The organism is Aggregatibacter sp. 2125159857 (assembly GCF_017798005.1).
In the GTDB taxonomy this organism is placed as follows: domain Bacteria; phylum Pseudomonadota; class Gammaproteobacteria; order Enterobacterales; family Pasteurellaceae; genus Aggregatibacter.
Window position 1 is genome coordinate 1737789 of sequence record NZ_CP072548.1, and the last position, 13480, is coordinate 1751268.

The following is a 13480-nucleotide window of genomic DNA, read 5'->3' on the forward strand; positions in this document are numbered from 1 at the left end:
CGCTTTAGGCGGCATGCTATGCTTGAATCAAGCTGAACAATCCATATTGCGCCAAAACGCAGAAAGAAAAGTGCGGTCAGAAATCACAATGAATTTAGGAGAGTAGAATGGGTAAGATGATCATTGATTTACAAATTGCTTGCGAACAAGAAAGCGGCTTGCCAACCGCAGAACAAATCGAACAATGGGCAACAGCCGCAGTACAACCGCAGAGTGATGAAGTGGAAATGACCGTGCGCATTGTGGATGAAGCGGAAAGCCATGCCTTAAATTTGAATTATCGCGGCAAAGATCGCCCGACCAATGTGTTGTCTTTCCCTTTTGAATGCCCTGATGAAGTGGAGCTGCCGTTACTCGGCGATTTGGTGATTTGCCGCCAAGTGGTAGAGCGTGAAGCGCAGGAACAAGACAAACCTCTCATGGCGCATTGGGCGCACATGGTGGTGCACGGCAGCTTGCATTTGCTTGGTTATGATCACATTGAAGATGACGAAGCGGAAGAAATGGAAAGCCTAGAAACCCAAATCATGACAGGGCTGGGCTTTGCAGATCCGTATTTGAGCGAGAAATGAGCCGAGAACTCCTCGTTTTAGTGGGCGAGGATGACTTCCTTGCCCACCAATTAAACCACAACCTTTCACTTAAAAGTGCGGTCTGGATTGGCGATGTTTCGCCACACTTTGCCACTCCATCCTATTTTCCTTTTAGCAAAACGAAAAATCTGCTTGGCAGTGAATTTCCTGCCATCATTTATGACGCACGACAAGGCATTCACTTGGATGCCCTCGCCATTGCGGCGGGCACGTTGCAGGATGGTGGTAAGCTATTATTGTTGTTGAATTATTGGGCAGATTTAGCCAACCAACCGGACTGCGACAGCCTGCGTTGGTCGGGCGAAAAATACGCCATAAACACACCGCACTTTATCGCCTTTTTACAGGAAAAAATCGCCAAATACGGTTTTCCTGTTTATCAAAATACGCTGTTAAATCTTGCCTCGCCGAAGCCTCAAAAAGACCGTTCAACCCATTGCCAACCTACTTTAGAGCAAGCTCATTTATTGCAACAAATGGCAGAAGCTGAGGAGGAGATTCTGATCATCACGGCAAAACGTGGGCGCGGAAAATCGGCGTTGGCGGGGCTCTTTGCCAAACAGCAAGTGGTACAAAACCAGCCAGTGATTCTCACTGCACCGAATAAAAGTGCGGTCAATATTTTCAATGCATTTGCCGGGGCGGATATCACCTTTATGCCGCCTGATGAACTCAGCCAAAACCTCAGCGACGTACCACAACACTTTGCCAATCATTGGTTGTTTGTGGACGAAGCGGCGATGATTCCGCTAGACATCTTATTTCGTCTAACTAAGGCTTTTAAACGCGTTGTGTTGACGACCACCATTCATAGCTACGAAGGCACGGGCAGAGGCTTCTTATTAAAATTCATGGCGAAAACCGACCGCACTTTGCGCCATGTTGAACTGTTTACGCCGTTACGTTGGCAGGCGGATGACAAACTGGAAGCGTTTATTGACGACCTGTTGCTGTGCGATTGCGAAGATCGTCTGCCACAGCCGCCTTATGATTCTGTGCTTGCGGAGCAGATCCAAATTTCTCATTGTGAACGAATTCCTCATGATCAAATTGAATCTGTTTACGGCTTACTGACCTTGGCGCATTATCGAACCTCGCCTTTGGATTTACGCCGTTTATTGGATGCACCACAGCAGCAATTTTACCTTGCTCAAGCACAGGATTCCTTGCTTGGTTGCGCATGGGCGGTGTCGGAAGGCGGGTTGACGGACAAAACGTTAATTCGCCAAATTCGCCGTGGAGAACGTCGCCCGCATGGCAATTTGGTGGCGCAAATGTTGTGTTTCCAAGCAGGATTGGAGGAGGCGTGTGAATTGCGTTCTTTGCGCATTTCCCGTATCGCCGTGCAACCCAACTGGCAACAACAGGGGCTTGGACAGCGTTTAATTGCGCAGATAAAACAACAGGGCACAGTGGATTTTCTTTCCGTCAGTTTTGGTTACACGCCGGAACTATTGGCATTCTGGCAAAAGTGCGGTTTTATTTTGGTGCATTTTAGCGAAAGCAAAGAAGCCAGCAGCGGTTGTTATTCTGTGGTGGCGTTGTGTCCTTTGAGTGAGGAAGGGCGGGTATTCGTGCAACGGGCAGAAAAACAATTTCAACGTAATTTGCCCCTTTCTTTCCATCCGCTGGCGACACAGTTTACTCGAACAGAAATAGCTTGGACGCTGGATAGCTCAGATTGGCAATCGTTAACCGATTTTGCCAATTTTTTCCTGCCGTTATCTTCTGCCTTGCCGTCCATTCGGCGTTTAATCACATCGGCAGGTGAAGCGCCTTTCCCCTTGTTGGCAGATTATTGCAAACAGCCGGAAAAAAGACCGAATAAGAAAATATGGTTAGAAAATTGTCGTTTGGAAGTGAAGAAATGGTTGCAAAAAAATGCTGTCCTTTTATGATAACAATCCCTTAACAATTTAAAAAAAATAAAAAACGAAGGAGACAAAAATGAGCGAAGAAGGCAAAAAAAGTTGGGTGAAACGCGCATGGGAAGCCTATTCTGATTTCTGTAAAGAAGCCGGTATCGATCAAGGCACTTGCCGTGGCTGTGTGCCTGTGGTGAAGTTTGATGAAGATCCCGAGAAACCAGAAAAGAAGCCGGAAAAGAAACCGCATGATATTCAACATTCGTAATGGGTAGGTTGCGCAAAACGCAGCCTATGGCAATATTATAGGGCTAAAACAAGGACTCCCGATAAAATTAACCCTGCGCCTAGAATTAATTTCATACTGATAGGTTCGCCTAAAACAACCACCCCAAGAATAATCGCAATCACCACACTGAGCTTATCAATCGGCGCCACCCAAGAAGCAGGTGCTAATTGTAAGGCGCGGTAGTAACATAACCATGAAAGCCCTGTTGCCACACCGGACAGAACCAAAAAAACGACCGGTTTGGCGGCAATATGCTGCGGCAGTTGCCATTCATTTCGCATTGTAATAATCGCTATCACAACAAATAAAATGACGATAGTGCGGATAAATGTTGCAAGATTACTGTTTAACCCTTCTACGCCTAACTTGCCTAAAATTGCCGTTAAACCGGCAAAAAATGCGGAACCGATCGCAAACCCTACCCAATTCATGTTTTTCCTCTAAAGTTTCTGCCTATTTTCCAGTATAATGTGCCCGCCTTTTTAACCAGGCTTTTAACCTATAGCCTAGGCATTTTATCACACAATGTTGTACGGCATTGATCCTTTCTTGTGATGTAAACAGGAATTGATCACGCCGTATTCACCACGGATAAACGGATTCATGAATCACAAAATTAAAATTCAAATTGCTTATGCCCTGCCAAATCATTATTATTTAAAAGCCTTTACGGTAGATGACGGCACAATGGTTCAAACAGCAATTTTGCAATCGGGAATCCTAACACAATTCACCGACATTGATTTACGCAACAATAAGGTGGGTATTTTTAGTCGCCCCGTGAAATTGACGGATTTGCTCAAAGAAGGCGATCGTATTGAGATTTATCGCCCACTCCTTGCCGATCCGAAAGAAATTCGGCGTAAACGCGCTGAAGAACAAGGAAAGAAAAATAAATCATCCTGATTGGGAAAGATCGCAAATCTCCCCCAATTTTAAGCGAGTTATTTGGGTGCCATCCTATAAGGTTCAAGTCGCAAGCCCAACCCATAATTATTCGGGCAAACGATTTGACCGCAACCTTGATTCAATTCTTGCTTATCCACGCTTGTCAACGATTCGCCGATGATTAGCCGATGAGCCAGTGAATCAAACCTGTTATTTCACAGCTTAATAAGGGATTCAAAATGAACAAGAACTGCCTTCCATTCGATATTACGCCAGAAATCTTTTTACGTGATTACTGGCAAAAAAAACCGCTCTTAATTCGTAACGGACTACCGGAAATTATCGGTCAACTTCTGCCCGATGATATTTTGGAACTTGCCCAAACAGATGAAGTTGTTGCGCGTTTAGTAAAACAACACGCTGAAGATCACTGGGAACTGCATAAAGCCCCATTATCCGCACAAGATTTTGAAAATTTGCCTGAGAAATGGTCTGTTTTAGTGCAAAATTTAGAACAATGGTCGCCAACTTTAGGTGGTCTTTGGAATAAATTTAGCTTTATTCCACAATGGCAACGTGATGATATTATGGTGTCTTTCGCGCCACAAGGCGGTTCTGTTGGAAAACACTATGACGAATATGATGTTTTCCTCGTTCAGGCCTATGGTCACCGACGCTGGCAGTTAGGTAAATGGTGTGACCCAACTACCGAATTCAAAGCCGATCAACCGATCCGTATTTTCGATGATATGGGCGATATCATTTTTGATGAAGTTTTAGCACCGGGTGATGTGCTTTATGTGCCTTCTCGCTTATCTCATTATGGCGTTGCACAAGATGACTGCTTAACCGTTTCTTTTGGTTTACGCTATCCGAATAGTGCCGATTTATTTGACAACCTTGAACAAAGCCTTTGCCATACAGATTTGGATGTCAGCGAATTAGCCATTCCGTTCCGACTTGCGCCACCTGTGCAAAACACCGGCGAATTAACCGCTGATTCCGTAAAAGAATTAAAACAGCAATTCTTGCAACAACTTGCACAGTCAACACAATTCGATCACTTATTCCAACACGCCTTGGCGACCACCGTCAGCCGCAGACGTTATGAATTGCTTGCCACGGAAGACATTGCCGATCTTGATGATGTTCGAGAAACCTTTGAGCAAGGCGGAAAATTGCTGCAAGACAATAACTGTAAGTTAGTTTATACCACAAGCCCTCTTCGTCTTTATGCCAATGGCGAATGGTTAGATGAATTAAGCCCTGCCGAAGCGGCAATTTTAAAACATCTCGCCGATGGTAAAGCCGTTGATTATGCTTTCTTGTGTCAATTAACCGACGCCGATAATGCTGTGTCGCTTGACGTATTATTTGACAGCATCTGCAACTGGTTGGATGACGGCTGGGCGTTGTTATACGAATAATCACTTATGGCCGATAACATTTATTCTGTCAGCCAACTCAATCAATCTGTGCGATTGATGTTGGAAAATCAGCTGGGTACCGTTTGGCTTACCGGTGAAATTTCTAACTTTAGCCAACCGGTTTCCGGTCACTGGTATTTAAGTTTGAAAGACGAAAACGCTCAGGTGCGTTGCGCGATGTTCCGCATGAAAAATCTGCGTGTAAGCTTTCGTCCGACCAATGGAATGCAAGTGTTGGTGCGTGCTAATGTGAGTTTGTATGAGCCTCGTGGCGATTATCAACTCATTATTGAAAGCATGCATTTAGCCGGTGAAGGGTTATTAATGCAGCAATTTGAAGCATTAAAACTGAAGTTAGCGGCAGAAGGGTTATTTGCCCAACATCTCAAAAAAAACCTACCGCACTTTAGCAAGGCGGTAGGGATTATCACGTCAAAAACCGGCGCGGCATTGCAGGATATATTACACATTTTGCAACGCCGCGATCCCAGCTTAAAAATCATCATTTATCCGACCGCCGTTCAAGGCAAAGATGCCGCCACTGACATTGCACAAATGATTGAACTGGCGAATCGACGGCAAGAAGTGGATGTCCTAATTGTCGGCCGTGGTGGCGGTTCCTTAGAAGATTTATGGTGTTTTAACGAAGAAATTGTGGCGCGTGCCATTTTTCATTCTCATCTTCCGGTGATTAGTGCGGTAGGGCATGAAACCGATGTCACTATTGCGGATTTTGTCGCTGATGTCCGCGCACCAACGCCTTCTGCCGCCGCAGAATTGGTCAGTCGAAATCAAACGGAATTATTACAACAACTTCAATATCGCCGGCAGCGTCTTGAAATTGCCCTAGATCGCCTCTTTGCAGAAAAGCAACAAAAGCTAAAACATCTGTCTTTGCGATTACATAATCAACATCCTCAGACGCAACTGCGTATTCAACAACAGCTCATCACGCAGTTAAGCCATCGATTGCAACAAAGCTTACGTCATCGTTGGCAAAAAAAGGCGGAAAATCTGACCGCACTTTCGATACGATTGTATAAAAACCCGCTTCCATTACGCCTACAACAATATGAACAGCAGCTTGCGCAACTAAAAGTGCGGTTAAATTCTCACATGAATTTAACACTCAGTCTTCAGCAAAAACAGTTAGCACATTTGTGTGGCAAGCTGGATAGTTTAAGTCCGTTAAAAGTATTGGCGCGTGGCTACTCTATTACACAAAATCAACAAAATTTCACGATTCGTTCGATGAAAGACGTGAATGTCGGTGAACAAATCAAAACCCGACTGCCCGATGGCGATATCATCAGCCAAGTCATCCGATTAGAAGAAAAAGAATGATATTTTGACTTGTCCGCTTGCCAACACCACAGAGAGGCATAAAGCACGTTTAAAAATGAATAAATCGGATTTTTATTTACCTTCATTCCTCACGCAAAGGAAAAATTATGCAACCTACTTTAATTGTAAGAAATCTCGGTATCCAAGATTATCAACATGTATGGCATAACATGCAGGCGTTTACCGATAATCGCACGGCAGATACGCCTGACGAAATTTGGTTAGTGCAACATCCGTCGGTATTCACTCAAGGTCAAGCCGGCAAACCGGAGCATTTATTGCAACGTACGGAAATTCCGGTGGTACAATCAGATCGCGGCGGGCAAATCACTTATCACGGCTTAGGGCAACAAATTATGTATGTGCTGATTGATATTAAGCGCCATGAGAATTTAAATGTGCGTCAATTAGTGACCGCACTTGAACAATCGGTGGTGAAAACATTGGCAGATTATGGCATTGAAGGCTATCCGAAACCGGATGCACCCGGTGTGTATATTGATGGTAAGAAAATTTGTTCTCTCGGTTTGCGCATTCGCCATGGTCGTTCTTTTCACGGCTTAGCGTTTAATATCAATATGGATTTAACGCCTTTCCATCAAATTAATCCTTGTGGTTATGCCGGATTAGAAATGTGTCAACTGGCGGATTTCATTGGCAGTGAGCGGGCAGATTGCCACCAAGTTTCCCTCCAATTAGTTAAGCATTTTTCCACGCTGTTAGGGTATAATGTAACAAATCATTAACAGTCTTAGTGAATTACCGTTTAATCTCGTTACCCTTGCCATTTACTCGCAATATAAGGAATTTCAATGGGAACACCTTTTAAGATGGAGCGCGGCGTTAAATATCGTGATGCCGCCAAAACCTCTATTATTCCGGTAAAAAATATCGATCCTAATCAGGAATTACTGAAAAAACCGGAATGGATGAAAATCAAAATTCCCGCCAATGGCGCGCGAATTCAAAGTATTAAATCCGGTATGCGCCGTCACGGATTGCATTCCGTCTGTGAAGAGGCCTCTTGCCCGAACCTGCATGAATGTTTTAATCATGGTACGGCAACCTTTATGATTCTTGGCGCGATTTGTACTCGTCGCTGTCCGTTCTGTGATGTGGCACACGGCAAACCGCTAGCCCCGAATCCCGATGAGCCGCGTCAATTAGCGGAAACTATTCAGGATATGAAGTTACGTTATGTGGTGATCACTTCCGTTGACCGTGACGACTTACCTGATCGCGGTGCCGGTCACTTTGCCGATTGCGTACGCGAAATTCGCGCTTTAAATCCAAACATTAAAATTGAGATTTTGGTGCCGGATTTCCGTGGACGCATTGAATTGGCATTAGAAAAATTAAAAGACAATCCGCCGGATGTGTTTAACCACAATTTGGAAAATGTGCCACGTTTATATCGTGAAATTCGTCCGGGTGCGGATTATCAATGGTCGTTACGTTTGCTGAAAGAATTTAAAGCCATGTTCCCGAATATTCCGACCAAATCAGGATTAATGGTGGGCTTAGGCGAAACCAACGAAGAAATTTTAGAAGTCATGCAGGATTTACGTGATCATGGCGTTACTATGCTCACGATCGGTCAATATTTACAACCAAGCCGACACCATTTACCGGTTGCCCGTTATGTGCCTCCAGCAGAATTTGATATGTTCCGCGAAAAAGCACAAGCCATGGGCTTTGAACACGCTGCTTGCGGCCCGTTCGTCCGTTCTTCCTACCATGCCGACTTGCAAGCCAGTGGTGGATTGGTGAAGTAACGTCCCCATTTAATAAATAAAATAAATCTGCGCATTAATTCACTCGTCTTAATGCGCAGATTTTTTTATCTATTCTCTATGCGTAACAATATAACCCACTGTGTTGGCAAAAAAATCCTTCCGCCCGGAAATATCTATTTTCATATTTCTATTTTAGTGAATCGTAGCGTGCAACTTGTTGCACGAAATCATGAATACTCAAAAGGTTAAATAACATTTTGTGGGTGGTTTGGTCGTGCATCAAGATGCACGCTACACACGAAATCGTGAATGTCCGAAAGGGTTAAATAATGTTCCGTGCGTGGTTGGTTGTGCATTAAGATGCACTCTACGTACGAAATCGTTACGGATCGAAGTTAATAAAAAAGACCGCAATTTTGCGGTCTTTCTAAGTTGGTGCTCTGGGCGAGACTTGAACTCGCACGACCTACGGTCACTACCCCCTCAAGATAGCGTGTCTACCAATTCCACCACCAGAGCTTAATTCGATAAATTTTATTACTGAGGAATATCGCTATTTTTTGTATCTAACACAGCCGGTGCTTTTTGCTGTTGTTGCTGAATTTGTTCAGCTGTACCGGATAAATCATCAAATGCACCTTGCTTTACATTGTTTTTGTGTGAATTGATGTTGCCGATAACGATACTAATAATAAAGAAAATTGTTGCTAAAACTGCCGTTGTTCTAGAAAGGAAGTTACCTGCACCGGCTGCACCGAACACGGTACCGGATGCGCCACCACCAAAAGATGCACCGGCATCTGCGCCTTTACCTTGTTGTAACAAGATAAACGCAATAAGGGCAATGGAAACAACCAAATAAAGGATTAACAACGCTGAATACATTTTATCTTCTCTAATTTAGCAAATTCTAATGAAAAATAACGGCGCAGATATTAGCGAATATCTTAGCACTTCGCAAGCTGTTTTATGTATTTTTACGCTATTTGGTGCAAATTCACTCAGTAAAAACATTTTGAAAAACGACCGCACTTTTAACTTCGTTAACTTTTCTGGGATCTCGGCGCTCGCTTTTTCATATCTTGATTATGCCGGCTTAACTCGCGTAACGCAGAAAAATTAATATAATGCAATAATTCCGGCAAAAGCTGTGTGAGGTTTTGCATAAATTGCTGATAACTCGCCTGTTTACGGCTAATACCATCAAGCTGTGACTCCCAATGTGCCGTCATGTCAGGCTGTGTTGCCACATCCGGCAACGCATTAATTAAGATTCGTCCCGCCTCGGTGCTGTGAATATTACGCCCTTTTTTATAGAGAAAACCACGCTTAAACAACAATTCAATAATGCCCGCACGCGTCGCTTCCGTGCCTAAACCATCGGTTTCCCGCAAGATTTTTTTCAACACTTTGTCTTGCACGAAGCGGGCAATGCCTGTCATGGCGGAAAGCAAGGTGGCATCGGTAAAGGGTTTCGGCGGTTGCGTTTTTTTACTGATAATTTCACCCTTTTCACAATGCAACATTTGCCCTTTTTTGACGACCGGCAGCAGCGTATCTTGCTGTTCATCGTCGCTGTCTTCTTTGCCCCAAAGCTGTTTCCAACCGGCAATTTGCAAATTGCGAGCATGCGCCACAAAAGTCCCACCGGCAATATTCAAAGTAATTTTACATTTACGGTATTCTGCATCCGGGCAGAACTGCATGAGGTATTGTCGAGCAATCAGAAAATAAATATGTTGTTCCGCCGGACTCAAACTCACCGGGCGGTTCTTTGCCGTCGGGATGATGGCATGGTGCGCTTCGACTTTTTTATCATTCCAACAACGATTTTTTTGCTCAGGATCGATAATTTCAGGCAAGGGCTGAAATGGGGTTAAATGGGTAGAAATAGCATTCATCACCGTCATGCGATCCGCAAAATGTTCTTTTGGCAAATAACGACAATCGGAACGCGGGTACGTAATTAATTTATGGGTTTCATACAAACGTTGACAGGTGTCCAGCACTTCCTGTGCGGACATGCCAAAACGCTTGGCGGCATCAATTTGCAACGCGGATAAGGAGTATGGCAACGGTGCCGTTTCTTTTTCCCGTTTATCCGAATAATCCGTTACTTCCGCTGGTTGCTCGGTAATGCGTTTCACCACATTTTCTGCCAACGCATGAGATAACACGCGCCCATCCTCATCCTGATAATCTTCACAGGCTTTGCTCGGCTGCCACAACGCAGAAAAAAGTGCGGTAGCTTTCTTCGGTGTTTCTTCCTCTTTTGGGTCACGCAACCAAGCCAACACTTCAAAAAAATCTTTTGGTTGAAAATGTTCAATTTCCAAATCACGGCGTACGATAAGGCCAAGTACAGGCGTTTGCACTCGCCCAACGGAAAGCACTCCATTATAACCTGCCTGTCTGCCTCGAATGGTATAAGCCCGTGTCATGTTAATGCCATAGAGCCAATCGGCGCGCGCACGTGCCAACGCGGAGGTGGCAAGGGGCACAAAATCACGATTCGGTTGTAATTTTTTAATGGCTTTTTCTACCGCACTTGGGTTCAAGTCGCTGATTAAACAACGCTGAATGGCATTGCGTTTTTCAGGCGGTAAATTGAGATAACTGAATACTTCGTCCACCAGCAACTGCCCTTCACGATCCGGGTCGCCTGCGTTGACGAGGATGTCTGCTTGCTGCACCAACTTTTCAACAGTCTTTAGCTGCTTATAGGTTTCTTTTTTCGGAATTAACTGCCACTTTTGAGGCACAATCGGCAAATCCTCTAAGCGCCATTGTTTGAAATGCGCATCATAGGCATCGGGTTCTGCCTGTTCCAGCAAATGCCCTACACACCAGGTCACACAGTCGTTATCACCACATTTGATAAAGCCGTCACCGCGTTGATGCGGTTTCGGCAAAACATCCGCAATCGCGCGTCCAAGGCTCGGTTTTTCTGCTATAAAAAGTCGCATAAACAAGAAAACGCAGAGGAGAGAAAAGATTAGCCGATTTCACGGCGACCTAAGAAAGAATGGGTCAATGTGGTGCCATCCACCATTTCCAATTCACCGCCTACCGGAATGCCGTGGGCAATGCGGCTGACTTTGACGTTTTGTTGCAAACACAATTCTGCAATGTAATTCGCCGTGGCATCGCCTTCAACTGTAGGATTTGTCGCCAAAATCACTTCCTTGAAGGACTCTGTTTGTAAACGTTTTTGCAATAAATCCAAGCCGATCTCTCGTGGGCCAATGCCGTCCAATGGCGATAAATGCCCCATAAGCACAAAATAACGCCCGGAAAATTGCCCGGTTTGCTCAATGGCAAGAATATCTGCCGGCATTTCCACCACACAAAGCAACCCCGAATTTTGACGACGAGGGTTGTTGCAAATATGGCAAACCTCTTCTTCCGTGAAAGTACGACAATGCTCACAATGCCCGATTTTTGACATAGCTTCAGTTAGTCCTTGTGCCAAACGCATACCGCCACTACGATTACGTTGCAATAAATGATACGCCATACGTTGTGCGGATTTCGGGCCGACGCCCGGTAATACACGTAAGCTTTCGATCAAATTTTCTAATAATGGACTGGTTTGCATTGCGTTCTCAATCGATTTGATAAAAAAAGAAACCGCACTTTTAGGATCAATAAACCCAAAGTGCGGTCAATTTTAGAAGTGTTTTTAGAATGGCATTTTGAAGCCCGGTGGCAATGGCATACCGGCGGTAACAGACGCCATTTTTTCTTTTTGTAACTCTTCCGCACGGCGTACTGCATCATTAAATGCCGCAGCGATTAAATCTTCCAACATTTCTTTGTCGTCTTCCATTAAAGAAGGATCAATGTCAATACGACGGCAGTTATGCGCACCGTTAATCGTGATTTTCACCAGCCCTGCGCCTGACTCGCCGGTCACTTCTAATTGTGCAATTTCTTCTTGCATTTTTTGCATTTTTTCTTGCATTTGTTGAGCTTGTTTCATTAAACCGCCCAAACCGCCTTTTCCGAACATAAATTTTCTTCCCTTATTTACACAAAAAAGTGGTCGCATTTTAGCGAAAAATTTCTGACTTGAAAACGATCAATTTCGGATTAAATTGCGCCCCACGGTGATTCATATTATTATCCGTTGCCTTAAAAATACACGAAAAAACAACCGCACTTTCCACTCTCAAGGAACATAAGGAAAATTATGGAAATCCGACACTACATCACCACGGCTGTCGCCATACTGGTCTTACAATTCATGCTGTTCGGTTTTAGCCGTACCCTCGGCTGGCTGTTTAATCTCAACCCAAAAACACGCACCAAGCTGACTATCATCCTCTTTTTGCTCTTTAATGCTCTGATTGCAACCGCCCCCTTGCGTCTGTATGCCGAAAGTTTTCGCGTCAGTGCCTTGCTTCTCACCTTGTTGCTCTTTTCCACGTTTAGCAGTGCCATCGTGGGCATACTGCATCGCTTTTTTAAACCGTGGGATAACGCGCTAAAATTACTCTATCCGATACTCTTTTTAGGGTTTATTGGACTGGGTTTATATAACGCTTACACACCGGTGATACGTCATTATCAAGTCAAGCTGGATAAACCCATGCAACCTTTACGCATTGGTATGGCAAGCGATTTACATTTAGGGCGTTTGTTCGGTTCAACGCAGTTAGATACCTTGGCTGACATCATGCGGCAGGAAAAAGTAGATATTATTTTGCTCCCCGGCGACATTATGGATGATAACGTCAACGCCTATTTAGCAGAAAAAATGCAACCGCACTTAGCCAACCTGCAAGCCCCACTTGGCGTGTATGCCACCCTGGGAAACCATGATTTCTTTGGCGATCAACAACGCATTGAAGCAGAAATGCGCAAAGCGGGGATCACTCCCGTGATGGATGAAAGTATCGTGATTGATGGACGTTTTACCCTCATTGGGCGCAATGACGACCTCGTTAAAAACAGACCAACAGCGGCGCAATTACTAAAAGATGTCAATACGGCATTACCGGTGATTTTAATGGATCATCGTCCAACAGAGATTGAACAACACGCCAATTTGCCAATTGATATTCAGCTTTCCGGCCACGCCCATAATGGACAAATTTTCCCGGCAAATTTTATTGTAAAACTGATTTATCGCTTAAGTTACGGCTATGAAAAAATCAATCAAGGACACTTTTTTGTCACGTCAGGTTATGGCTTTTGGGGCGTACCGATGCGATTAGGGTCGCAATCAGAAGTGATGATTATCGACCTGGTCGGACATTAAAAAAGAACTATTCTCAATACCGAACAATGTGTATAATTTAACCCATTATACTTATGTTTTTATGATGACAGAGGA

Annotated in this window: 14 protein-coding genes and 1 tRNA gene; 9 read left to right on the top strand and 6 right to left on the bottom strand. The window is 44.3% G+C overall.

The window, feature by feature from the left end; translation table 11 throughout:
• The first annotated feature begins 107 nt into the window (after positions 1 to 107).
• From ybeY to J5X96_RS08475, 3 genes are read left to right on the top strand one after another with little or no spacing between them, the layout of a single operon-like run.
• Complete coding sequence (gene ybeY, locus J5X96_RS08465) at positions 108 to 572, top strand: rRNA maturation RNase YbeY (protein ID WP_209363056.1); 465 nt, start codon at positions 108 to 110, stop codon at positions 570 to 572.
• Positions 569 to 2491: a tRNA(Met) cytidine acetyltransferase TmcA gene (locus J5X96_RS08470; protein ID WP_209363058.1), complete on the top strand. Its 1923-nt coding sequence runs from the start codon at positions 569 to 571 to the stop codon at positions 2489 to 2491. Before ybeY ends, J5X96_RS08470 begins: the two co-directional genes overlap by 4 nt.
• Positions 2492 to 2540: 49 nt before the next feature.
• A complete protein-coding gene (locus tag J5X96_RS08475; protein WP_021615652.1) occupies positions 2541 to 2726 on the top strand; it encodes a DUF5363 domain-containing protein in 186 nt (61 codons plus the stop codon).
• 35 nt (positions 2727 to 2761) lie between these two features.
• Here J5X96_RS08475 and J5X96_RS08480 read toward each other — a convergent pair whose 3' ends face one another.
• Entirely contained in the window at positions 2762 to 3178 is a 417-nt protein-coding gene (locus J5X96_RS08480) for an EamA family transporter (RefSeq protein WP_021615653.1), read from the bottom strand.
• Between the two features lie 172 nt (positions 3179 to 3350).
• On the opposite strand from J5X96_RS08480, the gene J5X96_RS08485 reads away from it, so the two are divergent.
• The 5 genes from J5X96_RS08485 (at position 3351) to lipA (ending at position 8181) form a co-directional block, all read left to right on the top strand.
• Positions 3351 to 3653, top strand: a complete 303-nt coding sequence (locus tag J5X96_RS08485) for an RnfH family protein (protein ID WP_021615654.1) — start codon at positions 3351 to 3353, stop codon at positions 3651 to 3653.
• Between the two features lie 221 nt (positions 3654 to 3874).
• Positions 3875 to 5062: a cupin domain-containing protein gene (locus J5X96_RS08490; RefSeq protein WP_021615655.1), complete on the top strand. Its 1188-nt coding sequence runs from the start codon at positions 3875 to 3877 to the stop codon at positions 5060 to 5062.
• Between the two features lie 6 nt (positions 5063 to 5068).
• Complete coding sequence (xseA, locus tag J5X96_RS08495; protein WP_209363060.1) at positions 5069 to 6406, top strand: exodeoxyribonuclease VII large subunit; 1338 nt, start codon at positions 5069 to 5071, stop codon at positions 6404 to 6406.
• Between the two features lie 107 nt (positions 6407 to 6513).
• Entirely contained in the window at positions 6514 to 7152 is a 639-nt protein-coding gene (gene lipB / locus J5X96_RS08500; protein ID WP_209363062.1) for a lipoyl(octanoyl) transferase LipB, read from the top strand.
• Positions 7153 to 7218: 66 nt separating this feature from the next.
• Positions 7219 to 8181 (top strand): lipoyl synthase, encoded by a 963-nt coding sequence (gene lipA, locus J5X96_RS08505; RefSeq protein WP_209363064.1) that lies wholly within the window; start codon positions 7219 to 7221, stop codon positions 8179 to 8181.
• Between the two features lie 394 nt (positions 8182 to 8575).
• Here lipA and J5X96_RS08510 read toward each other — a convergent pair.
• The 5 genes from J5X96_RS08510 to J5X96_RS08530 form a co-directional block, all read right to left on the bottom strand.
• Positions 8576 to 8661 (bottom strand) — tRNA-Leu (locus tag J5X96_RS08510).
• Between the two features lie 18 nt (positions 8662 to 8679).
• Positions 8680 to 9027 (bottom strand): preprotein translocase subunit SecG, encoded by a 348-nt coding sequence (secG, locus tag J5X96_RS08515; protein WP_209363065.1) that lies wholly within the window; start codon positions 9025 to 9027, stop codon positions 8680 to 8682.
• A gap of 158 nt (positions 9028 to 9185) precedes the next feature.
• Positions 9186 to 11108 (bottom strand): DNA topoisomerase III, encoded by a 1923-nt coding sequence (locus J5X96_RS08520; RefSeq protein ID WP_209363067.1) that lies wholly within the window; start codon positions 11106 to 11108, stop codon positions 9186 to 9188.
• Positions 11109 to 11137: 29 nt separating this feature from the next.
• Positions 11138 to 11740: a recombination mediator RecR gene (gene recR / locus J5X96_RS08525; RefSeq protein WP_021615662.1), complete on the bottom strand. Its 603-nt coding sequence runs from the start codon at positions 11738 to 11740 to the stop codon at positions 11138 to 11140.
• 84 nt (positions 11741 to 11824) lie between these two features.
• Complete coding sequence (locus J5X96_RS08530) at positions 11825 to 12154, bottom strand: YbaB/EbfC family nucleoid-associated protein (RefSeq protein ID WP_021615663.1); 330 nt, start codon at positions 12152 to 12154, stop codon at positions 11825 to 11827.
• A 180-nt stretch (positions 12155 to 12334) separates the two neighbouring features.
• Between J5X96_RS08530 and J5X96_RS08535 the strand changes: the two genes are divergently transcribed.
• Positions 12335 to 13405, top strand: coding sequence for a metallophosphoesterase (locus tag J5X96_RS08535; RefSeq protein WP_209363069.1), 1071 nt, complete (start codon positions 12335 to 12337; stop codon positions 13403 to 13405).
• Positions 13406 to 13480: the final 75 nt, after the last annotated feature.

Coding starts and splice junctions, on each gene's coding strand:
- ybeY (WP_209363056.1), top strand. CDS start 108: ATGGGTAAGATGATCATTGATTTACAAATTGCTTGCGAACAAGAAAGC.
- J5X96_RS08470 (WP_209363058.1), top strand. CDS start 569: ATGAGCCGAGAACTCCTCGTTTTAGTGGGCGAGGATGACTTCCTTGCC.
- J5X96_RS08475 (WP_021615652.1), top strand. CDS start 2,541: ATGAGCGAAGAAGGCAAAAAAAGTTGGGTGAAACGCGCATGGGAAGCC.
- J5X96_RS08480 (WP_021615653.1), bottom strand. CDS start 3,178: ATGAATTGGGTAGGGTTTGCGATCGGTTCCGCATTTTTTGCCGGTTTA.
- J5X96_RS08485 (WP_021615654.1), top strand. CDS start 3,351: ATGAATCACAAAATTAAAATTCAAATTGCTTATGCCCTGCCAAATCAT.
- J5X96_RS08490 (WP_021615655.1), top strand. CDS start 3,875: ATGAACAAGAACTGCCTTCCATTCGATATTACGCCAGAAATCTTTTTA.
- xseA (WP_209363060.1), top strand. CDS start 5,069: ATGGCCGATAACATTTATTCTGTCAGCCAACTCAATCAATCTGTGCGA.
- lipB (WP_209363062.1), top strand. CDS start 6,514: ATGCAACCTACTTTAATTGTAAGAAATCTCGGTATCCAAGATTATCAA.
- lipA (WP_209363064.1), top strand. CDS start 7,219: ATGGGAACACCTTTTAAGATGGAGCGCGGCGTTAAATATCGTGATGCC.
- secG (WP_209363065.1), bottom strand. CDS start 9,027: ATGTATTCAGCGTTGTTAATCCTTTATTTGGTTGTTTCCATTGCCCTT.
- J5X96_RS08520 (WP_209363067.1), bottom strand. CDS start 11,108: ATGCGACTTTTTATAGCAGAAAAACCGAGCCTTGGACGCGCGATTGCG.
- recR (WP_021615662.1), bottom strand. CDS start 11,740: ATGCAAACCAGTCCATTATTAGAAAATTTGATCGAAAGCTTACGTGTA.
- J5X96_RS08530 (WP_021615663.1), bottom strand. CDS start 12,154: ATGTTCGGAAAAGGCGGTTTGGGCGGTTTAATGAAACAAGCTCAACAA.
- J5X96_RS08535 (WP_209363069.1), top strand. CDS start 12,335: ATGGAAATCCGACACTACATCACCACGGCTGTCGCCATACTGGTCTTA.